Below are 25,136 nucleotides of genomic sequence, written 5' to 3'. Positions count from 1 at the left end.
TCTCCTGGCCAGACGTCCACACCCGGCGGGAAGTTCCCGGCTCCGCCCTACGGCCGCCCCGCCATCGCACGCGGGGCGAAGTTCCCGTCGCCCAGGTCCTCCGCCAGCAGCCGCTTCGCGATCGCGTCCGCGGCGGCCCGCAGCTCCGCGCTGCGCGGACGGCCCCGGTCCTTCTCCAGCTGGTCGCCGAGCCACGTGGCCCACGCGTCCGAGATGACGCCCGCTTCCCGCTCGCCCGCCGGGGTCTGCGTGTAGAAGCCGTTCTGCCGCGTCATGTAGCCCTCGTCCACCATCCGTTCGAAGACCGGCAGCAGCACCTCCGGGGGCAGGTGGCGGCGCGACGCGATGAGTCCCAGGCTCGCGTAGCCGACGGTGCGGGTCATCAGGTCCACCTGCATGACCGCCCACGCACCCGCCATGTCCAGCCGGGTGTCCGAGGAGTTCACGATCCCGCGGGCCGTCTCCGGTCCCATGCTCCGCACCAGCTTGCCGACCGCCAGTTCCAGCAGCTTCGCCGAGTCCCCGGAGGCCGTGGCGGGCGAGCCGAAGCCGTCGCCCATGTCCGTGGAACCGGCCCGCGCGCTGTCGCGCAGCTTGACCTGCTTGAGGAACAGCGCGACGACGAATCCGACCACCGCCACCGGCACGGTCCACAGGAACACCGTGTGCAGGGTGTCCGCGTACGCGTCGATGACCGGCCCGGCCGCCGCCGGATCGAGCCCGTGCACGCCCTGTGGGCTCTGCGCCGCCGCGCCCAGCTGTGCTGGGTCCTGGCCGGTGGCGCGCGCGGCCTCCTCGACCCCCTTCGCCAGCGCGGGCTTCAGGGTGTTGGCGTAGATCGTGCCGAAGACGGCGGTCCCGAAGGCGCTGCCGAGGGTACGGAAGAAGGTGACGCCCGAGGTCGCGGTGCCGAGGTCGGCGTAGTCCACGGTGTTCTGCACGGCGATGGTCAGCACCTGCATGCACAGGCCGATGCCGGTGCCGAGGACGAACATGTACAGCGATTCCAGCCAGGCGTTGGACTGCGGCCCCATCCGCGACAGCAGGTAGAGCCCGAGGCCCATCACCGCGCAGCCGACGATCGGGAAGATCCGGTAGTGCCCGGTCTTGCTCGTGACGTTGCCGCTGAAGACCGATGCGATCAGCAGGCCGATGACCAGCGGCAGCGTGCGCACTCCGGAGACGGTGGCCGAATCCCCGTCCACGTACTGCAGGTACGTCGGCAGGAAGGTCATCGCGCCGAGCATCGCGAAGCCGACGACGAAGCTGAGGACGGAGCAGACCGAGAAGACGGGATTGCGGAACAGCCGCATCGGCAGCATCGGCTGTGCGGCGCGCATCTCCACCAGGCAGAACAGTGCGAGTGCCACGGCGCCGGCGGCGAAGAGCCCGACGATGAGGGGAGAGCTCCAGGCGTACTCGTTCCCGCCCAGGCTCGTGGCCAGGATCAGCGAGCTCGCGCCGATCGCGACCATCGCGATGCCCAGGTAGTCGATGACCGGTTTGCCCGCGGCGCGCACGGAGGGGATCGTCTTCGCGGCGGCCACCACGACCAGGATGGCGATCGGCACGTTGACGTAGAACGCCCAGCGCCAGGTCAGGTGGTCGGTGAAGAGTCCGCCGAGCAGCGGCCCGATCACCGTGGCGACGCCGAAGACGGCGCCGATCGCGCCCTGGTACTTCCCTCGTTCGCGCAGCGGGACCACGTCGGCGATGAGGGCCATCGCGGTGACCATCAGCCCGCCGGCGCCGATGCCCTGGATGCCCCGCCACACGATGAGCAGGGTCATGTTGCTCGCGAGGCCGCACAGGAACGAGCCGGTGATGAAGACGATCGCGGAGATCTGGAAGACCAGTTTCCGGCCGAAGAGGTCACCGAACTTGCCGACGAGCACGGTCGCGACCGTCTCGGTGAGCAGGTACGCGGTCACGACCCAGGACATGTGGTCCCCGCCGCCGAGGTCCGCCACGATCGTGGGCAGCGCCGTGCCCACGATCGTCTGGTCCAGGGCCGCCAGCAGCACGCCGAGCATGACCGTGCCGAACACGATGTTGCGCGATCGCCGGTCGAGCACGGGTGGCGCCGCTGCGGATATGGCGGGGGCTGCACCTTCGGCTGTGGTCACACCTCGCACTCTCACAGCGCCCCCGTCCGGCCGCATGCGGCGTTAGCCCGTCCGGGCGGCCGGGACGCGGGGGCCGTCGACGCACGTGAACAGGCCGTCAGTACGGGTGGCCCGGCCGCAGCCGCCGGCGCAAGTGAACCCGGCCGCCGGCCGTCAGCGCAGGTGAACACGGCCGCCGGCGCAGGCGACCCGGCCGCCGGCCGTCAGCGCAGGTAGCCCAGCCCCGGATGCTCCGCCGCGTACCCGGCCACCAGCCGCCGGGCCACCGCGACCGAGTCCACCAGCGGATGCAGCGCGAAGGCCTTGACGGCGTCCGCCCGCGATCCGCTGGCCGCCGCCGCGAGGACCTCCCGCTCGGCGGCCTTGACCGAGGTCACCAGGCCCACCGCGTGCAGCGGCAGCGGATCGACGGCGACCGGGTGGGCCCCGTTGGCGTCGACCAGGCAGGGCACCTCGATGACGGCCTCGGCGTCGAGCACCGACAGGGTCCCGCGGTTGCGGACGTTCAGGATCAGGGTGGCGCGCTCGTCCCGGGCGATGGCGCGCATCAGGGCGAGGGCCACCTTCTCGTACCCGCCCGACTCCAGATCGCTCTCCTCGCGCTCGCCGACGCCCGCGACCTCGCGGTTCTCGGCCATGTACGTCGCTTCGCGCTCGGCCCGGGTGCGGTCCCAGGCGGCCAGCGCCGCACCGGGTGCCGGATCCGGCCGCCCGGCCTCGGCGTAGAACCCCCGCTGCTGGTCGCGCAGGAACGCCCCGCGGGTCTGCTTGACCTCCTGGTAGGCCCGTACGGTGTCGCGGTTGAAGTAGTAGTAGTGCAGGTACTCATTCGGGATCGCGCCGAGCGAGCGCAGCCACTCGGCCCCGAACAGCCGGCCCTCTTCGAAGGATTCCAGCGCCTGCGCGTCGGCCAGCAGCCGCGGCAGTTCGTCGCGCCCGCCGATCCGCAGCCCGCGCACCCAGCCCAGGTGGTTGAGGCCGACGTAGTCGATCCAGGCGTCCTCGGGCCGGGCGCCGAGCAGCCGGGCGATCCGCCGCCCGAGCCCGACCGGCGAATCGCAGATGCCGATGACCCGGTCCCCGAGCTCCTCGGCCATGGCTTCCGTGACCACCCCGGCCGGGTTGGTGAAGTTGATCACCCATGCCCCGGGGGCGGTACGGGCCACCCTGCGCGCGATCTCACGGGCCACCGGCACCGTCCGCAGGCCGTACGCGATCCCGCCCGCGCCCACCGTCTCCTGGCCCAGCACTCCCTCGGCCAGGGCGATCCGCTCGTCGGCGGCCCGCCCCTCCAGTCCTCCGACGCGAATGGCCGAAAACACGAAGTCGGCGCCGCGCAGGGCCTCGTCGAGATCGGTGGTGGCCGTGACGGCCGGGGCGTCCGCGATCCCGGCGGCCTGGTCCGCGAGCACCCGTGCCATGGCACGGAGCCGGCCGGAATCCTCGTCGTACAGGGTCACGTGTGACACCCTGCCCTCGGCGTGATCGCCGAGCAGGGCTCCGTAGACGAGCGGTACCCGGAATCCGCCCCCGCCGAGGATCGTCAGCCGCACGCCCTTACCGCCTTTCGCAGTGCACCAGTGCCAGGGTGTCGTGGCACCAGTCTCCCCCGCCGGATCAGTCCACCGGCGACGGCACGGCCCTCAGCCGCGGCAACTGGTGCGGCTGCGCGCCCGGACCGCCCGGCAGCGGACCCGTCGGCCGGCCCTGCGGCGTCGAGAGGACCAGCGTCATCCGGGTCAGCCCCATGCCGTCGAGCATCGGGCCGGATTCCGCCACCATCCGGCAGCGCACCAGACCCCAGCCCGGGTCCGGGTGGCGCACGGTGCGCACGGCGCCGTCCTGTTCGGCGGCCCCGGCCCCGTGGGTCGTCAGCCAGTGCGGCACTCCGTACCGGTAGGCGGCCTCCATGAACGGGTCACGGGCCACCTCCTGACGGATGCTGCGCAGCCCCTCGTCGTCGGGGGCGGCGGCCAGTGCGGTCGCGAAGCGTGCCAGCAGCGGTACGCACCAGGCCGGTTCGTGGTCCTCCAGCACGGCCGCGGCGTCCGGGTGGAACAGCACGAAGCGCAGGAAGTTGTCGTCCGGCAGGGCGGTCGGATGCGGGCGTACCGACTGGAAGAGCCGGTCGAACGCCGAGTTGGTCAGGGCCACGTCCCAGCGGTGGTCCACGAGGAAACTCGGGTAGGGAACGGCCTCCATGAGGGCCGCGTAGTCACACAGGTAGTCGCGCTGCGCCGGATCGTCGGGCAGCCGGCTGTCCTCGGCCGCGCGCCAGGTGGGCGGCGGGTCGCGGTCGACCATGATCCGGAAGAGCCAGAAGCACTGCCGCTCGCTCATCTCCAGGGCCTCGGCCAGGGCGAGGAGCTTGCGGTCCGTCCACTCCTTGACCAGGCCGCGCTCCCAGTTTCCGTACGCGCGAACGCTGATGCGCAAACGCGCCGCCAAGTCTTCCTGGCTCAGCCCCAGTTCCTCCCGGCGCTGGCGCAAAATCTCCTTGCGTCGCTCCGACCGCACGGCGCCGCGTGCGGACTCCTCGCCCGCGAGGCGCTCCCCACCGATGTGGGCGAGCCCTTCGGACGGGCCCACCGCTGCGAGATGTGGCACCGAGGGCTCCCCCCATCTTTATTACGGTCTGGATCTTCATTTCCGTGTGGCGATCCTGCTACCGACTTCATTCGAGTGTCAACTATTGTGGCAATTCCAGCCTCTGGGCAGCTCGATCCCGCCACAGATGTGGCACGTTCTAGCCGTACGGACAGAGACCGGATAGATTCCTGGAGCCGACCACGTGCCCGTACCCCGACCTCGCGCGATCTAGGAGAACCACTGGTGACAGACGGCTTCCCGGCTCCCGTCGCGGTGGCCAACACGCTCCTGGCGGCCACCGTCACGCGGGTCGCCGAACTCGCGGGCAAGCTGGGCCGCGACCCGAACCAGGTCTTCGACCTGCGCCGCCTCTCCGAGGCCTCGGGCGTACCCGCCGACGTGGTGCGGAGCCTGCTGGACGGCCGGCCCGCCGGTGAGCCCGATCTCCAAACCCGGTTCCTCCAGCGCCTCGACCTCCTGCGGCGCACGCGCGTCAAGCCCAACGGCCGCCGCTACACGCAGCAGGAGATCGCCGACGGCGCCGCCATGTCGCGCCAGCAGGCCGGGGCCCTGATCAACGGCGACAGACGGCCGACCATGGAACACTGTGACGCGATCCAGCGCTTCTTCGGGGTGCATGCCGGATTCCTCACCGCCCACGACGCAGACGCGCTCACGGACGCCCTCCAGCGCACCGAGCAACAGCTGCTCCAGGACTTCGCGGGCCGCGCACGGGAAACCGCACCCGCCCCGGCCGCTTCGACGGGCGATCCCCTGGCAAGACTTCTCCAGAACCACGGCGTACGGGGCATCGCCTGGCGCGCCGCCCAACTGCCCAGCGACAAGCACCGGGACAAGGTGACCGAATGGCTGGACATGCTTCTCGAAAGCGTCAAACCGAACGAATCCTGACCCAGTCGAAAGTCTGGGTCTGATCCTTGAGTCCTGATCCGGATCCGCGCCGACGGGGAGAACGGTGAGCATAGGCAGAGCGCAGCGGCGGTTGTGCGGGGAGCTGGTGGCAGGCATCAACCTGACCGCGCCCGTGGAGCCCCTGGACCTCTACGCCGCCCTCTGTGAGGGCATGAGCAAGCACCGCGGCCGCCGGGTGGAGTTCCGGATGGCCTCGTTCCCGCCGGGGACGGCCAGCGGACTGTGGCTCGACATGGCGGACCGCGATCTGGTGGTCATCGAGGAACGCACCGCACCCGACCACCAACTGGTGATCCTCGGGCACGAGTTGTGGCACATGAAGGCCGGACACTGCAGCCACCACGTCGACGGCGCCGCCGTCGCCGCGCGGCTGCTGTCGGACGAGGCCGACATCGGCGAGACCGTACGCCGCGTCGCCGCGCGCACGCGCGCCGACGTCCATGAGGAGACCGAAGCGGAAACCTTCGGTCTGCTGCTGGGCAGCCGCTGCCGGACCTGGCTGGCCGGGTCGGGCAGCCATCGGGCCCCGGCACAGCGGGACCAACTGGCCGGCCGCATCGAGGCCGCGCTCGGATACCGGGGGCACAGGAACGACCATTGAAAGGCCAGGACTACTACACACCGGCAGCCGCGATGGCGATCGCACTCGCCTTCAAACTGCCGACGCTACGGAAGAACTGGCGCGATCCGCTCCTGCGGTCGGTCTGCGCCCTGCTCACCCTGGCCGGCGCGATCTTCATCTTCGCCGCCCCGCCCACGATCGCGGCGGTCAACCGCTGGACCGGCATACCCAACTTCTCCGCCCCGCTCGTCTACTGCCTGATCACCGCCTTCAGCGCCGCCTGCCTCGTACTGATCGTCAACTGGCGCGGCGGCCCACCGGAGGAGACCCGGCGCGTCTCGCGGGCCTGGATCCTCGGCTACTCCGCCGTGATCGTGGCGCTGACGGTGCTGTTCTTCCTCGGTGACACCCCGGTCGAGCGGCTGCGGGACTTCGACACCCACTACGCCAACACCCCCTTCATCCGGGAGCTGATCGCCCTCTACCTGGTGGCCCACAACGTGGCCGCCTTCGTGATGGTCGCGATGTGCTGGCGCTGGTCCCTGCAAGTGCGCGGCTGGCTCCGCGTCGGCCTCGTGATCATCGTCATCGGGTACGTCTTCAACCTCTGCTACGACGCCACCAAGATGACCGCCGTCGTGGCCCGCTGGACCGGCCACGACCTGGACTGGCTGAGCACCTCGGTGGCGCCGCCCGTCGCCTCCATCGGAGCCAATGTCAGCGCCGTCGGCTTCGTGCTTCCGCTGGTGTTCCAGCGGCTGTCCGACCGGTGGCAGTACTGGTCCAGGTACCGGCGGCTGGGCACCCTGTGGCACGAGGTGCGCACGTCCGGCCCCACGGGCGTCCCCGGCGTGCGGATGGCCTGGTGGTCCGCCGCGGAGCTGCGGATGATCCAGCGCGAGTCGGACATCCACGACGGCTTCCTGCACCTCGGCCCGTACTTCGACCCGTCACAGCGGGACGACGCCCTCGCGCGGGCCCTCGGGGCCGGGGCCGACGAGGACACCGCACGGGCCGTCGCCGACGCGGCCATGGTCGCCGCCGCCGTGCGCGCCCGCGCGGCCGACCCCGAGGGGCGGGTCATCGGGGCCAGCGAGGAAGGGGCGCCGCCGGTCACCGACGGCCCGCGCGACCTCGTACGGATCTCGCACGCCCTGCGCAACTCGCCGGTGGTGGCCGAATCCCGCCGGCAGGCGGCGCTGTCGGGGCGCTGAGCCCGCAGGGCCCAACCCCGGGTACGCCGCCCCGGGTAGGCCGCCCGGGGCACGCAGCCGCCGTTCGCTCAGCGCCCGGCCGCGGCCAGGGACAGGGACGGGAACAGGTCCTGGAACGGCGCCGCCGAGTCGATCCCGTCCCGCCCGAAGGGCGCGTCGAAGCTCCACACCATGAACAGCAGGAACACGATCAGCGCGCTGAACAGCCCCGCGAGCAGCAGCTCCCGCCCCGAACGCCGGATCTGCAGGGTGAAGATCAGCCCGACGGTGACCAGCCCGCCCGCGACCAGCCCCAGCCAGACCACCCCCGGCAGCGTGGACTCGTCGCTCTGCGTCCGCTCGTGGCGGGCGTCGTCGGCGGCCGCGATGTGGTCCAGCAGCGGCTGGTAGGCCTGGGCCTGCAGCTCGTTGCCCGGGCTCTGGTGGGTGACGTCGCTGCGCAGCTTGCCGAGGAGTTCGCCGCTCTCCGGGGACACCGGCGCCCCGGAGGTCAGCCGCGGCCAGTCCACGCTGACGGTGTGGGACACGTACGCGTCGACCTCGCCGCGGATCCGGTCGCGGACCGCGGCGGGGTAGACGTCGGCGCGCTGGGTGACCTCGTACAGGGACTGGGCCTCGCGGCGCACGCTGTCCTCGGCGGCGCCGCGCGCCTCCCAGACGCCCGCGATGGCCAGGCCCAGCACGATCGCGTAGACCACGCCGACCATCATCACCATGTACTCGAGGACGTCGGGGGTTTCGCTGGTGTCCTCGTCGTCGTCGACCCGGCGGTGCCGGATCGCGGTGAAGGCGAGGACGAGGGCGCAGACGAGCGCCATGGCGATGGCCAGGACCAGCCATTCGGACACGAGGATTCTCCGTAGGTCGAAACGATCGGACTGAACGTGGCGGCGCGGCTAGCCGCGGCTCCTGGAACGGGGCCGCAGCGCGACGGCCGCGAGCACCGCCGGGGTCGTGACGACGACCATGAGCATCAGGGTGGACATGCCGTCCGGGCCGCGTCGCGCCAGGGCCGCCGAGTGGTACGGGCGCACGTGGAAGCGCCCCGCCGCCCCCGCCACCGCTGCGACCGGCCGCGGAGCCACCGCTCCGCCCGGAGCCGGCCGCGCACCCCCGGGCTCCCGCGCCGCGGCCGCCCGCGGCTGCGCCGGCGCGGGCCTTGCCTGCGCCGTCGGCCCGGGGGCGGGCTCCGCCACCGCGCCGGGCGGCGCCGGGGCGGGCCCCAGCCCGGGGTGGCGCACCGTCGGCCCGGCCGGGCCGGGCAGCAGCACCCGGGCGGTCGGCCGTACGGGCGCAGCCGGAACCGGCGTCGACGCCGGGGGCCGTAGCAGGGGCGGCTGCGACCCGGCCGGAACGCACACGTCGACCCGGGCGCCGCGCCCGTGGCCGTCTCCGGCGACCGCCACGTGACCGTGCAGCGGGCAGAGCGCCGCCACCAGGCCGGCCCCGGCGAAGTACTGCCAAGCGGTCACCGCGCGTTCTCCCGATTCCGCAGCAGGGATGAGGGCTACTCCTGAAGAAACGATCACGGCGGTGGTTCGATACGCGTCGGACAGGTCAAGATCCGCCCTCGGCGGTCCACTTCGCCTCACACCGGGTCCCGGCCGGGTGCCCGCCCGGCCCGGACCCGTACCGGCGGGCGCGCCCCCGGGCACCACCCCACCGCGCCGCCGCGCGCCCCGGCCCCCGCACACCCGCGGCCGGCGTTCACCCGCCCGGCCCACTCCGCCACGGCGCGGCCCGCTCCCCCCGCCGATGATCGGAGAACCCGATCCCGCAGCTCAGCGGGGTCGCCCCGGGGAGCACAGGGACGGTGGCAGGTGGACGCGAACGGCTCGCAGACCCTCGAAGCACAGGTCGACGCCCTGATGGACGGCCTCCGGGCCGATCTGGAACGGCTCGCGGCGATCCCCTCGGTCGCCTTCCCCGGATATCCGGCGGAGCCGGTCCTGGAGGCGCACGACCTGATCGTCTCCCTGCTGCGCGAGGCGGGCGTCCCCGCCATCGAGCGGATCGACCTGCCCGACACCGCCCCGGTCATCTACGGCGAGATCCCGCCCCCGCACCCGGACGCCCCGACCGTCCTGCTCTACGGGCACTACGACGTCCAGCCCGCGGGCAACCCGACCCTGTGGCTGTCCCCTCCCTTCGAGCCGACCCCCGTCCCCGGCGTCCCCGGCGCCCTGCGGGCGCGCGGGATCGCCGACGACAAGTCGAACGTGATCGCGCACCTGGGCATGCTCCGGGTCTACGGCGGCCGCCCGCCCGTCGGGATCAAGCTGGTGATCGAGGGACAGGAGGAGTACGGCAGCCCCTTCGACGACTATCCGCCCACCGATCCGGACCGGTTCGCCTGCGACGCGATGGTCATCGCCGACCTCGGCAACCTGCGTCCCGGCACCCCGACCCTGACCACCGGTCTGCGCGGGGCCTGCGAGGTGACGGTGGAGGTGCGCACCCTCGCGGAGGCGCGGCACAGCGGCGAGTTCGGCGGAGCCGCCCCCGACGCCCTGCTGGTCCTGCTCCGGGCACTGGCCACCCTGCACGACGAGCACGGAGACGTGGCGGTGCCCGGGCTGCGCCGCGATCCCTGGGAGGGAACGACCTATACCGAGGAGGAGTTCCGCGAGCTGGCCTCCGTCCGGGACGGACTGCCGCTGATCGGCACCGGCTCGCTCGGCGAGCGGCTGTGGAGCGGGCCCGCCGTCACCGTCATCGGGCTGGACGCCCCGGACGTGGCGGGCGCCGCCTCCGCCGTGGTCCCGTACGCGCGGGCCAAGCTGAACCTGCGCTTCCATCCGCTCCAGGACGCGAAGGAGGCCCGGTCCGCGCTCGTCAAGCACCTGCGCGCGCAGCGCCCCTTCGGGATCCCGCTCAGCGTCACCCCGGGCGACACCGGCCCCGGCTTCGAGGCGCGGACGGGCGGACCGGCGTACCGGGCGGCGCTGACCGCGCTGAAGGAGGCCTGGGGCACCGAGGCCTCCTACGTGGCCACGGGCGGCTCCATCCCGCTGGTGAACGGCCTCGCGCGGGCGGCTCCGGGCGCGGAGGTCCTGCTGTTCGGCGCGCAGGACAGCATGTGCAACCTGCACGCGCCGAACGAGCGGGTGCTGCTGTCGGAGGTGCGCAACACGGTGGTGGCGATGGCCGCCTTCGTCCGGGAGTACGCGGCCGACTTCGGCGCGGCCGGTTCCCGTGACACCGTCCGGGACCGCTCGGGAGACGCCCGGTGACCACAGCGACCCCGCCGCCGGCAGCCCCGCCGCCCCCGCCGGCCGCGCCGGCCGCGCCGGCTCCACCGGAGGGTCCGGCGCCCGCGCGGAAGTTCTCCTTCCCCAGCGCGCTGACCATCCTGGCCATCGTCACCGTCGCGATCTGGCTGCTGGCCTTCCTCGTCCCGGCCGGCGAGTACGACCGGGACGACAGCGGCTCCCCCGTCGCCGGCACCTACCACCGGGTCGACGGCACCCAGAGCTTCACCGATCGCCTGAACGACCTGTTCCTCTCCCCCGTCAACGGGCTCTACGGCCTCCAGGACCCCAAGACCGGCCAGGTCGGCCCCACCTTCAGCGGTGATCTGTACGGCAGCGCGGGCGTGTTCCTCTTCGTGCTCGCCATCGGCGCCTTCATCACCGTCGTGTTCGCCACCGGGGCCCTCGACCGCGGCATCGCCCGCCTCGCCCACCGGCTGCGCGACCGCGGGGCCCTGCTGATCGCCGCCGTCATGGTGGTCTTCTCGATCCTGGGCACCGTGGAGGGCTTCGCCGAGGAGACCCTCGGGTTCTACGGACTGCTCGTGCCGATGATGCTGGCCCTGGGCTACGACCGGCTCGTCGCCGTCGGCGCTGCCATCCTCGGCGCGGGCATCGGCGTGCTCTGCTCCACGGTGAACCCGTTCGCGACCGGCGTGGCCTCCTCGGCGGCCGACATCTCGCTCGGGGACGGGATCGGGCTGCGCTTCCTCATGTGGATCGTCCTGACCACCGTGACCGTCCTCTACGTGATCCGGTACGCGCGACGGGTCCAGAAGGACCCCTCCAAGTCGATCTGCGGATTCCTGCCCGGGGACCGGGAGCAGAAGGCCACCGGCGCCGAATACCCCGAGGGCGAAGAACCGGAGCTGACCCGGCTGCACAAGATCGTGCTGGTCCTGCTGGTCCTCGTCTTCGCCTTCATGATCTTCTCGGTGGTGCCCTGGTCGAGCGCGCTCACCGGCAAGGCGGACGCGACCCCGTACGTCTGGGAACTGGACTGGTCCTTCGCCCAGTTGGCGGCGCTGTTCATCTGCGCGGCCGTGCTGATCGGCCTGGTCGCCCGGATGGGCGAGGCCAAGCTCAGCTCCACGATCATCCAGGGCGCCGCCGACTTCATCTCGCCCGCCCTGGTCATCATGCTGGCGCGCGGGGTCACGGTCATCATGAACAACTCGAAGATCACCGACACCGTGCTGAACTCCATCGAGGGCGTGGTGAAGGGGACTTCGTCCGGGGTCTTCGCGATCATCGTCTTCCTCGTGAACCTCCCGCTCGCCTTCCTGATCCCCTCCACCTCCGGGCACGCCACGCTCACCATGCCGATCCTGGCCCCGCTCGCCGACTTCGCGGGCGTCTCCCGCGCGCTGATGGTGACGGCCTGGCAGTCGGCGAGCGGATGGATGAACCTCTGGGTCCCCACCACCGCGGTCACCATCGGCGGTGTGGCGCTGGCCAAGGTCGGCTACGACAAGTACCTGCGCTTCGTCTGGCCGTTGCTCGCCATCCTCTTCGTCATGATCTGCGGGTTCCTGGCGCTGGGAGCCGCGATGTGACGCCGGCGGCGTGCGCACGTGCGGAACGCGCGCAGGGGCGCGACCCTGGGGTACCTCCCAGCGGTAGCTGGGAGATGGGTCGCGCCCCTGTGTGAGGTGCTGCTCGAAGGCCGGTCCGGCTAGGCCTCCGGGTTGCCGCCGAAGCGCTCGCGGTACGACTCCAGGTCCTCTTCGGTGACCCTCGGGAAGAGCACCGGCGGAACCGTGAACGCAGTGCCCGCCGGCACCGCGTCGAGGGACGCGGCCTGCTCCGGGGTGACCCACGTGCCCGTGTCGTCGGCGAGGTCGAACGCGGAGCGCATGGCGCGCGCCGAGGCCGGGATGAACGGCTCGGAGACCACCGAGTAGAGGTGGATGAGGTTCATCGCGGTGCGCAGGGTGAGCGCGGCGCCCTCCAGGTCGGTCTTGACCTCGGTCCAGGGCGCCTTCTCGTCGAGGTAGGCGTTTCCGGCGGACCACAGGGCGCGCAGCGCGGCCGCGGCCTTGCGGTACTGGAGCGCGTCCATGTGGCCCTCGTACTCGGCCAGCAGTTCGGCGATCTGCGCGCCCAGCTTGGCCTCGACCTCGCCCGCGGGGCTGCCGGCGGGGACCTCGTCGCCGAACTTCTTGCGGGAGAAGGTCAGTACGCGGTTGACGAAGTTGCCGAGGGTCCCGCCGAGGTCCTTGTTCACCGTGGCGGCGAAGTGCTCCCACGTGAAGGAGGAGTCGTCGGACTCGGGCGCGTTGGCGATGAGGAAGTAGCGCCAGAAGTCGGCCGGGAGGATCTCCAGCGCCTGGTCGGTGAAGACGCCGCGCTTCTGCGAGGTGGAGAACTTTCCGCCGTAGTACGTCAGCCAGTTGAAGGCCTTGACGTAGTCGACCATCTTCCACGGCTCGCGGACGCCGAGCTCGGTGGCGGGGAACATCACCGTGTGGAACGGGACGTTGTCCTTGGCCATGAACTGCGTGTAGCGGACGTCCTCGGCCTCGTACCACCAGGACTTGTAGTCGCGGTTCGCCGGGTCGGCGTCCGCCCACTCCTTGGTCGAGGCGATGTACTCGATCGGCGCGTCGAACCAGACGTAGAACACCTTGCCGTCGGCGGCCAGCTCGGGCCACGTGTCGGCAGGGACCGGGACGCCCCAGTCGAGGTCGCGCGTGATGGCGCGGTCGTGCAGGCCTTCGGTCAGCCACTTGCGGGCGATCGAGGACGCGAGCTGCGGCCACTCCTCCTCGTGCTCCGCGACCCAGGCCTCGACCTCGACCTGGAGCTTGGACTGGAGGAGGAAGAGGTGCTTGGTCTCGCGGACCTCCAGCTCGGTGGAGCCGGAGATGGCCGAGCGGGGCTCGATCAGGTCCGTGGGGTCCAGGACGCGGGTGCAGTTCTCGCACTGGTCGCCGCGGGCCTTGTCGTAGCCGCAGTGCGGGCAAGTGCCCTCTACGTAGCGGTCCGGCAGGAAGCGGCCGTCCACCGGCGAGTAGACCTGCCGGATCGCGCGCTCCTCGATGAAGCCGTTCTTCTCGAGCTGGCGCGCGAAGTGCTGGGTGATCTCGCGGTTCTGCTCCGAGGAGCTGCGGCCGAAGTAGTCGAAGGACAGCTCGAAGCCGTCGTAGACCGCCTTCTGGGCGTCGTGGGCCTGCGCGCAGAACTCGGCGACCGAGAGACCGGCCGCCTTCGCGGCGAGCTCGGCGGGGGTGCCGTGCTCGTCGGTGGCACAGATGTAGAGGACGTCGTGGCCGCGCTGGCGGAGGTACCGGGAGTACACATCCGCCGGAAGCATCGACCCGACCATGTTGCCCAGGTGCTTGATCCCGTTGATGTAGGGAAGCGCGCTGGTGATCAGGTGTCGAGCCATCCTCGGATGCTCCATTTCATATATGCCGGTACGACGTGACGTGCGGTTCATCGTATCGAACCGCCGAAACGCCACGCCCCGCATTTCTTCTGGGTGGACTGGGGTACAACTCAAAACCGGGGGGTGCAAAACAAAAGCGAGGACTGTGACCACTCCGTCACGGCCCTCGCGCTGCGGCCATGGTACAGCGGGCCGGGCAGCCCCCGAACCGCCGTCCACCCCCGGTGGGACACCGTCCGCGGCGGCCGCGGACGGGTGCTCCGGCGAGCGGCGGCGGCGAGCCCGGGGCCGCGGGCGGCGCGGGCGCGGGGCCGCCCCGGCGGTGGGCCGTCAGTCGCGGCCGCCCCGGCCCCCGTCGACGGCGGTGATCCGGACGCCGCTCGCGAGTCTGCCCGTCAGATCGGCCGCGGGGCCCTGCGGACCGGCGACGGGGACGGCCAGGGTCCGGCCGGCGGCCTCCGCGCGGACGGCTCCGGCCGCCGTGATGCCGACGACCTCCCTGCTGCCGGCCGCCAGCAGGTACCAGCGATCGGCCGGCGACCTCCACCGGGTGCCCGCGAGCAGGTGCTGCCCGAACCGTCCGCACGCGGCGGTGTCGCGGGACCGCGCCACGTCCTGCGGGGGTCCGGCGGGCAGCCGCAGCTGGACCAGGACGTCACCCGGACCGGCCCAGCCGGAGGCCCGGGTGCAGGTCCAGACGGCCCGGCCCGCGCCGTCCGGGAGTTCGGAGCCGGCGAAGTCCCAGACGTTGACGGCCCGTACCGATCCGGCGCGGTGCTCCCGCAGCCGGCAGGCGACCGGCGCCCACGCCGCCCGCGCGGCCGGACCGGTGGCCTCGCGCGGCTGGCGTGCGGCCACCGCCCCGGGACCGGCGGGCAGCGGCGTGTAGGTGAGGTGTACGGGGGTCAGCGCGCCCAGGTCGGCGAGGACGAAGGCGTGCTTCTCCACGATGCGGGCGGAGGAGGTCAGCTCCAGCACGGGCCACGCCGCGCAGGCTCCGGCGGCGCCACCGGCACTCTCGGCGCGGCCGGCGCCGTCCATGATCGGCACCGCGGTCTCCGCGGTGACCCCGTCGGCGGAAACGGCCAGCGGCTTGGTCCCCTCCCCCGTCCGGAGCAGGTCGCGGGTGCCGGCCCGGGCGATCCAGGGCGCGAGCAGGTACCTGGCCCGGCCCCCGTCCGTACTCCCGTTTCCCGGGGTGCGGCTCAGGGTCAGCGCGGCGGCGGTGGTCACGTTCGCCTCGTCGGTACGGGCGAACGCGAGCTCCCGGCCGCGCGGCCCGCCGGTGCCACCGGGGCCGCCAGGGCCTTCGGCGGGTTCGCCGTATCGCACCACCCGGTCCCCGTCGAGCAGCAGCACGACCGCCCGCCCGGCGACGTCGCCCGCGTACAGGAGCTGCGGCGCGCGCAGCGGCGCGTCACCGGCCGTCCCCGGCGCGGCCGTCACCGCCACCTCCCGGGGCCGGGCGGACCAGGCGGCGAGGGCGCGGGCGAGCAGGCCCCGGTCGGCGGTGCGGGCGCCGCGGGCGGGCCAGGCGGTGAAGTCGACGCGGGCGGTGTCCGCCCAGACCTCGGCGGGAACGCGGACCAGCCGGGCGGGGTCCAGCGCCCCGGCGACGGCCGGTCCGGCGAGCGGCGAGGCCTCGGGGCGGGGCGGCGACCCGTCGGTCGCGAGGATCCCCGCGACCAGGGCCAGCGCGGCCGCGGCGGTCCAGCCGGCCCGGGTCCGGCGGCGGCGGCGCAGCAGGTCGGTGGGGCGGGCACTGACCACGGCGGCATCGAACTCGACGCCGCCCGGCCCCCGCAGGAGCGTTTCCCCAGCCAGATCCCCGGCACGGGCAGGAGTGCGTGGGGCGGTACCGGTGCCGCGCCACACCCCCGGCGCCTGCGAGCCCGGCCCCGCTCCCGGTCCCCGCCCCCGCCCCTGCCCCTGCCCCGGGGCCCACTCCCGCCAAGCGGCCAGCGCCTCCCGTACGGCGTCCGCGGGGTCGGCCACCCCGGCCTGCCCGAGGAGCCGGGCCACCGCTTCCTCGGGCAGGCCGTCCATGCCGTGCAGGACGAACGCGGCCCGGACCGGCCCCGGAGCAGCGCCCAGCGCCCGGGCGGGCTCGTCGATCCCGCCCGCCGGGGGCCACAGACGCAGCCCCCAGACGAAGGGCGGCACCGGCGGCCAGCCGAGCCCGGCCGCGGCGAGGCGCGCCCGGCCGGACGGGGCGAGGCTCGCGCGCAGGACCCGTACGCGCACCTGGGTCAGGGGGCCGCCGGGCCCGCCGGGCCCGGCCGGAGCCTGGGTACTGCCGCGCCCGCCGTGCGGGAGCGCTCGCTGGACCGCCTTGTGCGCGAGGAGTACCCGGCTATGGCGGCCCAGGGTGACCGGGAGCGTCACGTAGGCGAGCCGTACCAGTTGGGGGTAGTACTCGACGAGGACGGCCTCGGCCTGCTCCACGGCGGTGGAGCCGAATCGCTGTGTTGTACCCACCCTCCGACAAACGAGTGAATCTTGGGATGGTCACACGCCGTACCGTCCGGCGAGGAACGAAACGGACGCACAGGAGAACGGCATATGCGTTTGCGCTGGTTGAGCGGGTGTGCGATCGACATCGATCATCGCGTGATCATCACCGAACGTAATTCTTCCAGCTTGCGTCTCTGCGCCCTCTGAGTGCGCCCGCGCTGATTTCCTTGCCCCGCACACGGGATGGGGTGGAGCGGTGAGCGATGGCAGCGGTCTTCCTGAGGAGTCCGGTGGCGGGGCCGTGGGTCTGCCGAGCCGGCGACGGCGGCCGGCGCCCATGAGCCAGTGGAACGCGACGGCGCGCCTGTCGTACTGGGCCTTCCACGCCGACCGGCGCCCGGCCTACATGCGGTTCGCGTACCTGCAGCTGGGCTCGGACGCGGCGGCCGAGGAGGCGGTCGACGCCGCTTTCGACTCGATCATGGGCGAATGGCTGCGGATGCTGCACATGGACCGGCTCGACGCCTACGCGTGGACCGTCCTCAAACAGCGGCTGATCGACCGCCAGTTCCGCCGCAGCCCCGTTCCTGAGCCGATGGACACCAGTGCCTTCGAGGCCGCGCTCAAGGAGGCCCACGCGGAAGCCGACCAGTACGAGGTGCTCACCGACACCATCCGCTTCTACTCCGCCGTCTCCCGGCTCGCCGAACGGCAGCGAGACGCCGTGCTGCTGCGGTACGGGCTGAAGTGCACCCCCGGCGAGGCCGCCGCGATCATGGGTGTGGACGAGGCCACGGTCCGCTCGCAGCTCGGCCAGGCCCAGCGGCGGCTCGCGCGGCTGCTCGACACCTCGGCCGAGTCATGAACCGCAACACGAGCCGCGGAACCCGTCGCGAGGACGGCGGACTCCCGCGTTCCCTCGAGCAGTTCCTGGCCCGGGCGAGCGTGCGCGACCGCTATCCGCACTACGACCTGGGCGCGGCGGAGGCTCGGTTGCTGCGGGGTGCCGACGCCGCGGCCCCGGCGTCGGCACCGGCCTCCGCACCGGCTCCCAGGCGCGGCGCAGCCCACGCCCGGCGCCGCACGCCGGGCTGGAGCGACCCCCTGCGCGATCTGCCGCTGGACGCCGAGCGGGCCGGACGCGACCTCAAGGCCGCCTGTCTGGCCTCCGTGTGCGCCACGGGGGCCCGGGAGCGGCTCGACGCCTTCGAGAGCGGCGGCCACGCCGACCTGCCCGGAGCCGTGGTCTTCGGCTGTCTGCTGCACCTGGCCGGACTGCGCGAAGGGGCCCGGTTCTGGTGGCAGTTCGCCGCCGGATCCGGGCGCAGCCGGACCACGCACGCCGCGTACTGCCTCTTCCTCGACCACTCGCGGCGCGGCGAACACCACGACGCCCGGGTCTGGGCTCGGGAGCTGGGCCGGCGCCGTTTCCGGCCGGGCGGTCGCCGGGAGCTCCGCGAGGTACGGCTGTGCGCGCAGGCGGCCGTCCTGCGCTACGTGGACCAGCTCGACGACCCCGACCTGGGCCCGGTGCCGCTGCCCAGGCCCGGGGTGTCCCGGGCGCTGGACGCCTTCCGGCCGCCGGCCGCTCCGCCGAGGCAGACGCGGTCCGGTGCGCCCCGGCCGGGAGCACCCCGGCTGGGGGCGGGCCCGCTGCGCCACCCCGCTGTGACGGCGGCGGCCCGCGGGACCGTCGTCCAGCCCGGCGGGGGCGAGGCCCTGGCGGCGGCGCGGCGCGCCCTGGCCGTCGTACGGGTCCTGCAGCGGCGGCCGCTCGGGGTACGGTCCGGGCGGCTCGGGCGGGAGGCCGGCCTGGCCGAGGCGGAGCTCGGGCCGCTGCTGTCGATGCTCTGCGAGGAGGGGTACGCGTACCGCCCCGGCGTCGGGGTCTACGCCCCCGGGCCGGCCCTCGACCGGCTCGCGGCCCCGGGCGGCCGGGGCCTGGCGGGCCAGTTGCAGCGCACGCTGGCCCTGGCGCGGGACAGCGCGGGCGCGGCCGTGTACCTGAGCCGGTACGCGGAGGGGGAGGTCCGGATCACCCAGATGGCGGACGGGCCGGGAGCCCCGCCGGTGCGGGAGTGGGTGGACTTCCGGGACGCGGCGCACGCCAGCGCCGTGGGCAAGTGCCTGCTGAGCCAGCTCGACCACGACGGCCGCGCCGACCACGTGGCCCGGCACCGGACCGCCCGGCTCACCGAGCGGACCATCACCGACAGCCGGGCCCTGTTCAGCGCGCTCGACGCGGTGGCCCCGGGGGCCCCGGTCTTCGACCTCCGCGAGTACGCCCCCGGCGTGGTGTGCGCGGCGGTGCCCCTGGCACTCGGCGACGCGGCGGGCAGCCTCGCGCTCTCGCTGCCCGGCGGGCACGCGCACCGGCTGGGCCGGGCCACCGAGGCGCTCCGGCGCAAGGCGGTTCCGGTGCTGCTGGCGCTGCTGCTGGCGGGGGCCATCCCGCCGGACGGCCCGGACGGTTCGCAGGGTCCGAACGACGCCGACGGTACGGAGGCCATGGACGCCGTGTTCGCAGCCGACGGCCGGGGCGGGGCCGTCCCGAACGACGGGCCGGCCGATCCGCAGTCCCCGCGGGGCCCTGCCCGGCCGGAGCCGCCGCCGATGCCGGTACCGGTCACGGCGGAAACCCTGCGCCAGCTGCGCAGCCTCTTCCGGACGCCGCTGACCCGGGCCACGGCCGGGGCGGACGGCCCGCACCTGGTCAGCGACAGCGCCTCGGAGGCCGCGTACCTCTTCGACGCACCCGAGGGCGACGGAGTCCCGGGCCTGGCGCTCCCGCGCACCTTCGCCCCGCTGGTGCCCGGCAGCCTGCGCAGGACCGACGGGCTCGACGGGCTGGTGGTCCTGCGCACCTGACCGGAGCCGGCGGGAGGGAGAACGGGTTCAGGGGGTGACGGAGCCGGGTGCGCCGGGCACGAAGGTGGCCACGGCGGTGTCGAAGTGACGTTTGGCTTCGGCGAGTTCACCCACCGGGGCGGAGACCCAGATGTCGTACATCCGGCCGTTCTGGTCCCAGCAGAGGTCGTAGGTGTGCCGGGCGCCCTCGGCCGGGGTGAAACCGTTCCAGGTGAACTCCCACAGCGCCGCCGGAAGTTCGTGGTGGGTCGTGGAGACGACCGTGCCGGCGCGGTAGCCCGGGTCGATGTCCGGGCCCATGGCGTGGGCCTGCCGCATCACGCCGAGCGGACCTCCGAGCACCGGCATCTTCACCCGGATGCCGATGCGGAAGGCCCCGTCCGGGGAGACGTAGAAGACCCGTTGGTCGTCGGTGGCCCGCTGGTACCCCTCGGGCACGGCGATGGCGAAGCCCTGCGGGTCGGCGAAGGTCCGATAGCCGGAGGGCGGCCCGCTCGGGGTCACGCCCACCGCACTCGGTGCGGCGCCGGCCCCGCCCGGGGGCGAAAGCGGGGTCGGGGTCGCGGAGCCGGCGGGGGCCGCCACCCCGCTCCGTGATCCGTGCCCCGACCCCTCCCCGCCGAGCAGCGAACGCAGCGGGTCGACGCCCACCACCACCCCGGCCGCCACCAACACGGCGGCGGCGGCCGCGATCAGCCCGAGGCGCAGGCCCGACCGCATGGCGACGCGCTGCCGGGCCGTCGGGCGCGGAGCCGCGGCGGGGGCCGTCAGCCCCTCGGAGGCGGAGTCGGAGTCGGAGGCGGGCACGCCCGCGGGCGCGGCCGCGGCCGCGGAGGTCGGCATCCCGTCGGCGGGCGCAGGCACACGGTCGGCGGGTGCACGGTCGCCGCCGCCGGGCAGGAGGCTGCCCCCGGCCAGGTACCCCGACAGCAGCCGGTCCGCCTCGGCCGCCGCCATCCTTCGCTCCGGGTCGCGTTCCAGCAGGCCCCGGATGACCGGCAGGAGCGGCCCGGCCTGGGCGGGCGGGCGGATCTCCGCGGAGACGACGGCGTGCAGGACGCCGCCCAGCGAATCGCGACGGAAGGGGGACTCCCCGGTCAGCGCGGTGCACATGAGCGTGCCGAGCGACCACAGGTCGGCGGCCGGTCCGGCCTCGGCTCCCTGGATCCGCTCGGGAGCGGTGTACTCGGGCGAGCCGACGAAGGCGCCCGTCTGGCTGATGGTGGTGGCCCCGGAGAACCGGGCGATGCCGAAGTCGGTGAGCACCACCCGGCCGGTCCCCGACTCCATGAGGACGTTGGCCGGCTTCACGTCCCGGTGGAGCACGCCCCGGCCGTGCGCCGCGGTCAGGGCGCCGAGCAGGGCGAGTGCGGTCCTGGCCGTCTCGACCGGGGTGAGGGTCTTCCCGGCGGAGATCAGGTCGGCGAGCGAAGCACCGTCGACCAGTTCCATGACGATGCAGGGCCGCCCGCGGTGTTCGACGACGTCGTGGACCACGACGACATGGGGGTGCCGCACGTGCGCCACGGCCCGCGCCTCCCGCAGTGCCCCCGCGGCCACACCGTCCCCGTCGCCCTCACCCGCGTGCAGTTCCTTGACGGCGACCGGACGCCCGAGCAGCTCGTCGGTGGCCCGCCAGACGGTACCCATTCCGCCCCGGCCCAGCCGGTCTTCCAGGCGGTACCGCCCGGCCACCACGACACTGCCGCGCACCTCGTCCTGTGCCACCGCGCTCCCCCTCACCCGATCCCGGAGCCATGATGCCGTAGCCCGCTCCCCCGGCGGCCTGAGCACGGCGCACTCTAGAATCGCGTCGGGCGGCACCGGCACAGCTCTATGGGGGGCACACGTGGAACCCACAGCCATCGGGCTCAAGTTGGCGACGGCCGTGATCGGCCCGCTCGTCCGGAAGTTCTTCGTCACCGACGGCCCCGGGGCGGGACTGGTCGACAAGCCGGTCCGGATCTCGGGGTACGTCTCGTTCAAGGGCGAGAAGCGCACCCTCACCGAGTCCGATGTACGGGCCCTGTCCGACACCCTCGTCCGGCAGGCCCTGAGTACGGGCGAACGCCGGATCCCGGCGGACGAGCGCGAAGCCGTCACCGACGCCCTCGCCACCACCCTGCACGCCCTCGGCGACCTCACGATCACGGACGTCGACGCGGTCCGCCTCGGGCCGGAAGCCTTCGCCCGCGAACTGCGCCGCGCGGCCGACCGCCCGGAGCGCCACCTCTCCGCCGACGCCACGCACTTCTACGAGGCCCTGCTCGGCGTCGCCTCCCTGCACATCCTGGAGTTCTTCACCCAGCGCAAGACCTTCACGGCGCATGCGCTGGTCGGGCAGACCCGAGCGGTGGACGAACTGACTTCGAAGACGAACGAGTTGATCCGGCGCACTCCGCTGCCCGACGCGGCGGACGCCGCGTTCGAGGCCACGTACCTGCCGTACGTGGCGAAGAAGCACTCCAAACTCACCATCTACGGCATCGACCTGAGCAATTCGCCCGCGCGCTGGCCGCTGGACGTGGCGTACCTGAGCCTGGAGGCTGCACCGCTGGGGCGCACGGAGATCTCCTGGGACGCCTACGAGTCCGCGGACGATTTCCTCGCGGTGCAGCGGACTCTGGAAACCCAGCCCGCCGATCAAGCGCTGGCCCGCACCCCCCGCGTCCTCCTGCGGGGCGAGGCCGGTTCGGGGAAGACCACGCTCGTCCAGTGGCTGGCGGTCACCGCCGCGCAGCAGGACCGCCCGGACCGGCCCGCGTACCTCCGCGACCGGGTCCCCTTCGTGCTCCCCCTGCGCACCCTCACCCGCCACGGCGAGCGGTTGCCGGCCCCCAAGGACTTCCTCGCCGCGATCGGCTGCCCGCTCGCCGGCTCCCAGCCCGCCGGATGGGAGCACCGGGTGCTGACCGCCGGCCGGGGGCTGGTCCTCGTGGACGGCATCGACGAGATCCCGGAACCGGAGCGGGACCGGACCCGCCGCTGGCTGCGGGACCTCATCGACACGTACGACGACGACGGCAACCGCTGGCTGGTCACCTCACGCCCGTCGGCCGTCGGCCAGGACTGGCTCACCGCGGAAGACTTCGGCGAACTGGCACTGTCCTCCATGGGGCGCGCCGACACCGCCACCTTCATCAGGCGCTGGCACGCGGCCGCCCGCGACGGGTCCGAGTCCGCGGCCGAACTCGACGTGTACGAGGAGCAGCTCCTCACCGCCGTCGCAACGAAGGCCGACCTCGGCAGGCTGGCCACCAACCCCCTGCTGTGCGGCCTGATCTGCGCGCTCCACCGCGACCGGCGCGGCTATCTCCCCCACGGACGCAAGGACTTGTATGAGGCAGCGCTGTCCATGCTGATCAGCCGCCGCGACCGGGAACGGGACATGAAGGTCCCCGACCTCCGGGAGGAGCCGCAGCTCGAACTCCTCCAGCGGCTCGCGTACTGGCTGATCAAGAACGGCCGTACGGAGATGGACCGTTCCCAGGCCGAGGACATCATCGGCCGGGCCCTGCCCGCCGTCCCCGAGGCCGCGGCACTGGGCGGGGCGTCGGCCGTCTTCGACCACTTCCTCCAGCGCAGCGGCCTGCTCCGCCAGCCGGCCCCGGGAACGGTGGACTTCATCCACCGCACCTTCCAGGACTTCCTGGGCGCGCGGGCGGCGGTGGAGGAGGGCGACTTCGGCCTGCTCGCCGCGCACGCCGCGGACGACCAGTGGGAGGACGTCATCCGCATGGCCGTCGCCCTGGCCCGGCCCCGCGAGCGGGTGACCCTCTTCGAGGACATGCTGACCCTCGGCGACCGCACCGAAGACCGCCGCGTGTACCTCCTCGCCGCCGCCTGCCTGGAGCACGCCACGACCCTGGACCCGTCCGTCCGCGAGGCGGTGGAGGAACGCACTACCAGGCTGATCACGCCGCGCGACGAGTTCAGCGCCCGCGCCTTGGGCACTTTGGGTCCACTGATCCTGGACCTCCTGCCCGGCCCCGACGGCCTGGACGAATCGGACTGCTACTACACCGTCATCGCTGCTTCCAAGGTCGCGTCCGATGCGGCCATACCCTTCCTGGCCGGCTACTCCGGGCACCCCTCCCTCAGGGTGCGCAGCCAGCTCATGTGGGCCTGGTCGCGGTTCGACAGCGCCCGGTACGCCGATGAGGTCATCGCACACCTCGACCCTGACGGTCTCGACTACAGCGTCACCTCCGACGCACAACTGCTCCATCTGGAGCGCCTGAACCTCCGCGCGGACTCGCTGGACGTCAGGAACGCCGTGTCCGTGGAGACGCTCACGTCGTACCTTTCCCGACACAAGATCACGAAGCTCCGGCTGACGAGTCACCCGCTGACGGATCTGGAATTCCTGCGGGCCCAATCGGGGCTCGCATCGTTCTCAGCCCTCCACTGCCCCGCGCTCACGGACCTTTCCCCTCTCGACGAGCTTCCGATCAGGCGCCTGGCCATCGAGGGCTCGCCCACCATGGACCTGAGCCGGCTGAACCGCCTGACGACGCTGACCCACCTATGGCTCTACAACGGCGTTTCGCTGTGCCGGTCCCCGGAATCCCTTCCCCCGCGCGCGCCCCTGCACGCCCTGAACAGGGTGGAGGGAGCCGTGTCGGAGCGGGACCTGAAGGGACTCTCCCGATTCGCCGCCCTGACGTCCCTCACTCACCTATCCGACCGGATCTCCGCCGAGGACTGGCAGGAGATGACAGAGCTGCCTGCGCTCCGGACCCTCGCGCTGGAGGCCGTCTCGCTGGAGACCCTTCCTCCTGACGTCGTCCTGGCACAGGTCACCGCCCTCACCCTCCACGATGACGACGGCGTATCCGCGGCGCAGCTGGTGCTCGACCGGCTGCCGCACGCCTTCCCCGGCCTCGTCTCCGGGGTGTACTCAGGGACGCTCACGCCCTGCCTCGACGTCTCCACACTGGCGGACATCGTCACCCTGGAGGCTTTCGAGATCGACCTGCCCGCCAGAATGCTCGAGGGGGTCGCCTCACTGCCCTCCCGCATCACGGTCTCCCAAGGGCGCTGACCAGACCTTCGGTCAGTCCCGACCCACCCCGGCACCCACCCTCCGGGTAAGGTGCGGACCGTGGCTGATCGTCGAACGGCAATCATGGAAGGCGCCGCGCGGGTCATCGCCCGGCGCGGCGTCCGCGGCCTGCGCGTGGAGGAGCTCGCCGCCGAGGCGGGCGTGTCCACGGCCTTGATCTACTACCACTTCAAGGACCGCGCGGGCATCCTCCGCGCCACCCTGGAGTTCATCAACGACCGCGCCGGCCGCTACACCGCGGAGCGCGACCCCGCCGATCCGCCGCTCGACGCTTTGGGCGAGCTGGAGCAGACGCTCCTGCTGGAGTTCCAGGACGCCCCCGGGGTACGGGAGAACAGCACGGCCTGGGGAGAGCTGCGGGCCAGCGCGGTGTTCGACCCCGACCTGAGGGAAGACCTCGCCGGCGCCACCCGCGTATGGATCCAGGAAGTGAGCGAGCTGCTCGGGCAGGTCCGCCCCATGGCCGCGGCCGCCGCCCTCACCAGTGCCGCCGAGCGGCTGACCGCCCTGGTGGAGGGGCTGAGCTCGCGCTGGCTCAGCGGCAGCCTGCCCCTGGCGCACGCCCGTGAGCTGATGGTGTCGTCCATCGCCGCCGAGCTGGACCGCCTCGCCCGCACCGCCTGAGCCGCAGCCGCAGCCGCAGCCCCAGCCGCACCACCTGAGCCGCAGCCCTCGTAGGACGT

General features: G+C 73.1%; 16 protein-coding genes and 1 pseudogene. 9 read left to right on the top strand and 8 right to left on the bottom strand.

The window, feature by feature from the left end:
* Nucleotides 1–47: 47 nt before the first annotated feature.
* The 3 genes from OG247_RS35700 to OG247_RS35690 all read right to left on the bottom strand — a co-directional run bounded on the left by OG247_RS35700 (nucleotide 48) and on the right by OG247_RS35690 (nucleotide 4,733).
* Entirely contained in the window at nucleotides 48–2,126 is a 2,079-nt protein-coding gene (locus tag OG247_RS35700) for an MDR family MFS transporter (protein WP_327256097.1), read from the bottom strand.
* A gap of 203 nt (nucleotides 2,127–2,329) precedes the next feature.
* Nucleotides 2,330–3,679 (bottom strand): 6-phospho-beta-glucosidase, encoded by a 1,350-nt coding sequence (locus tag OG247_RS35695; RefSeq protein WP_327256096.1) that lies wholly within the window; start codon nucleotides 3,677–3,679, stop codon nucleotides 2,330–2,332.
* 64 nt (nucleotides 3,680–3,743) lie between these two features.
* On the bottom strand, nucleotides 3,744–4,733 hold the full coding sequence (locus OG247_RS35690) for an MmyB family transcriptional regulator (protein WP_327256095.1): 990 nt from the start codon (nucleotides 4,731–4,733) through the stop codon (nucleotides 3,744–3,746).
* Nucleotides 4,734–4,958: 225 nt separating this feature from the next.
* Between OG247_RS35690 and OG247_RS35685 the strand changes: the two genes are divergently transcribed.
* The 3 genes from OG247_RS35685 (at nucleotide 4,959) to OG247_RS35675 (ending at nucleotide 7,424) form a co-directional block, all read left to right on the top strand.
* Entirely contained in the window at nucleotides 4,959–5,627 is a 669-nt protein-coding gene (locus tag OG247_RS35685) for a helix-turn-helix domain-containing protein (protein WP_327256094.1), read from the top strand.
* 64 nt (nucleotides 5,628–5,691) lie between these two features.
* Nucleotides 5,692–6,249 (top strand): toxin-antitoxin system, toxin component, encoded by a 558-nt coding sequence (locus tag OG247_RS35680; RefSeq protein ID WP_327256093.1) that lies wholly within the window; start codon nucleotides 5,692–5,694, stop codon nucleotides 6,247–6,249.
* Complete coding sequence (locus OG247_RS35675) at nucleotides 6,246–7,424, top strand: MAB_1171c family putative transporter (protein WP_327256092.1); 1,179 nt, start codon at nucleotides 6,246–6,248, stop codon at nucleotides 7,422–7,424. Before OG247_RS35680 ends, OG247_RS35675 begins: the two co-directional genes overlap by 4 nt.
* A 68-nt stretch (nucleotides 7,425–7,492) precedes the next feature.
* Here OG247_RS35675 and OG247_RS35670 read toward each other — a convergent pair whose 3' ends face one another.
* Nucleotides 7,493–8,272 carry a bestrophin-like domain gene (locus OG247_RS35670; RefSeq protein WP_327256091.1) on the bottom strand — a complete coding sequence of 260 codons (780 nt, stop codon included), beginning with the start codon at nucleotides 8,270–8,272 and terminating at the stop codon, nucleotides 7,493–7,495.
* Nucleotides 8,273–8,320: 48 nt separating this feature from the next.
* The gene (locus OG247_RS35665; protein ID WP_327256090.1) at nucleotides 8,321–8,896 is read right to left on the bottom strand and encodes a hypothetical protein; all 576 of its coding nucleotides are present in this window, start codon (nucleotides 8,894–8,896) and stop codon (nucleotides 8,321–8,323) included.
* 348 nt (nucleotides 8,897–9,244) lie between these two features.
* On the opposite strand from OG247_RS35665, the gene OG247_RS35660 reads away from it, so the two are divergent.
* Nucleotides 9,245–10,657 (top strand): M20/M25/M40 family metallo-hydrolase, encoded by a 1,413-nt coding sequence (locus tag OG247_RS35660; RefSeq protein ID WP_327256089.1) that lies wholly within the window; start codon nucleotides 9,245–9,247, stop codon nucleotides 10,655–10,657.
* Nucleotides 10,654–12,231, top strand: coding sequence for a YfcC family protein (locus OG247_RS35655; protein WP_442813498.1), 1,578 nt, complete (start codon nucleotides 10,654–10,656; stop codon nucleotides 12,229–12,231). Before OG247_RS35660 ends, OG247_RS35655 begins: the two co-directional genes overlap by 4 nt.
* A gap of 119 nt (nucleotides 12,232–12,350) precedes the next feature.
* Here the strand turns inward: OG247_RS35655 and metG are convergent, their stop codons facing one another.
* Together metG and OG247_RS35645 are read right to left on the bottom strand one after the other, a co-directional pair.
* Complete coding sequence (gene metG, locus OG247_RS35650) at nucleotides 12,351–14,066, bottom strand: methionine--tRNA ligase (RefSeq protein ID WP_327256088.1); 1,716 nt, start codon at nucleotides 14,064–14,066, stop codon at nucleotides 12,351–12,353.
* 330 nt (nucleotides 14,067–14,396) lie between these two features.
* On the bottom strand, nucleotides 14,397–16,544 hold the full coding sequence (locus OG247_RS35645) for a hypothetical protein (RefSeq protein WP_327256087.1): 2,148 nt from the start codon (nucleotides 16,542–16,544) through the stop codon (nucleotides 14,397–14,399).
* A 313-nt stretch (nucleotides 16,545–16,857) separates the two neighbouring features.
* Here OG247_RS35645 and OG247_RS35640 point away from each other — a divergent pair, with 313 nt between their 5' ends.
* The gene (locus OG247_RS35640; protein ID WP_327256086.1) at nucleotides 16,858–17,385 is read left to right on the top strand and encodes a sigma-70 family RNA polymerase sigma factor; all 528 of its coding nucleotides are present in this window, start codon (nucleotides 16,858–16,860) and stop codon (nucleotides 17,383–17,385) included.
* 854 nt (nucleotides 17,386–18,239) lie between these two features.
* Nucleotides 18,240–18,959, top strand: a pseudogene (locus tag OG247_RS44955) (IclR family transcriptional regulator domain-containing protein); the annotation flags it as partial.
* A 456-nt stretch (nucleotides 18,960–19,415) separates the two neighbouring features.
* Here OG247_RS44955 and OG247_RS35630 read toward each other — a convergent pair.
* Nucleotides 19,416–21,116 (bottom strand): serine/threonine-protein kinase, encoded by a 1,701-nt coding sequence (locus OG247_RS35630; RefSeq protein WP_442813497.1) that lies wholly within the window; start codon nucleotides 21,114–21,116, stop codon nucleotides 19,416–19,418.
* Nucleotides 21,117–21,237: 121 nt separating this feature from the next.
* On the opposite strand from OG247_RS35630, the gene OG247_RS35625 reads away from it, so the two are divergent.
* Entirely contained in the window at nucleotides 21,238–24,432 is a 3,195-nt protein-coding gene (locus tag OG247_RS35625; protein WP_327256084.1) for an NACHT domain-containing protein, read from the top strand.
* Between the two features lie 60 nt (nucleotides 24,433–24,492).
* Complete coding sequence (locus tag OG247_RS35620) at nucleotides 24,493–25,077, top strand: TetR/AcrR family transcriptional regulator (RefSeq protein WP_327256083.1); 585 nt, start codon at nucleotides 24,493–24,495, stop codon at nucleotides 25,075–25,077.
* The last annotated feature ends 59 nt before the right edge of the window (nucleotides 25,078–25,136 follow it).

This window comes from Streptomyces sp. NBC_01244 (assembly GCF_035987325.1).
Lineage (GTDB): Bacteria > Actinomycetota > Actinomycetes > Streptomycetales > Streptomycetaceae > Streptomyces.
Note: the sequence above shows the minus strand (reverse complement) of the source record. Positions and strands in the feature narration are given on the sequence as shown.

Coding starts and splice junctions, on each gene's coding strand:
- metG (WP_327256088.1), bottom strand. CDS start 14,066: ATGGCTCGACACCTGATCACCAGCGCGCTTCCCTACATCAACGGGATC.
- OG247_RS35640 (WP_327256086.1), top strand. CDS start 16,858: ATGAGCCAGTGGAACGCGACGGCGCGCCTGTCGTACTGGGCCTTCCAC.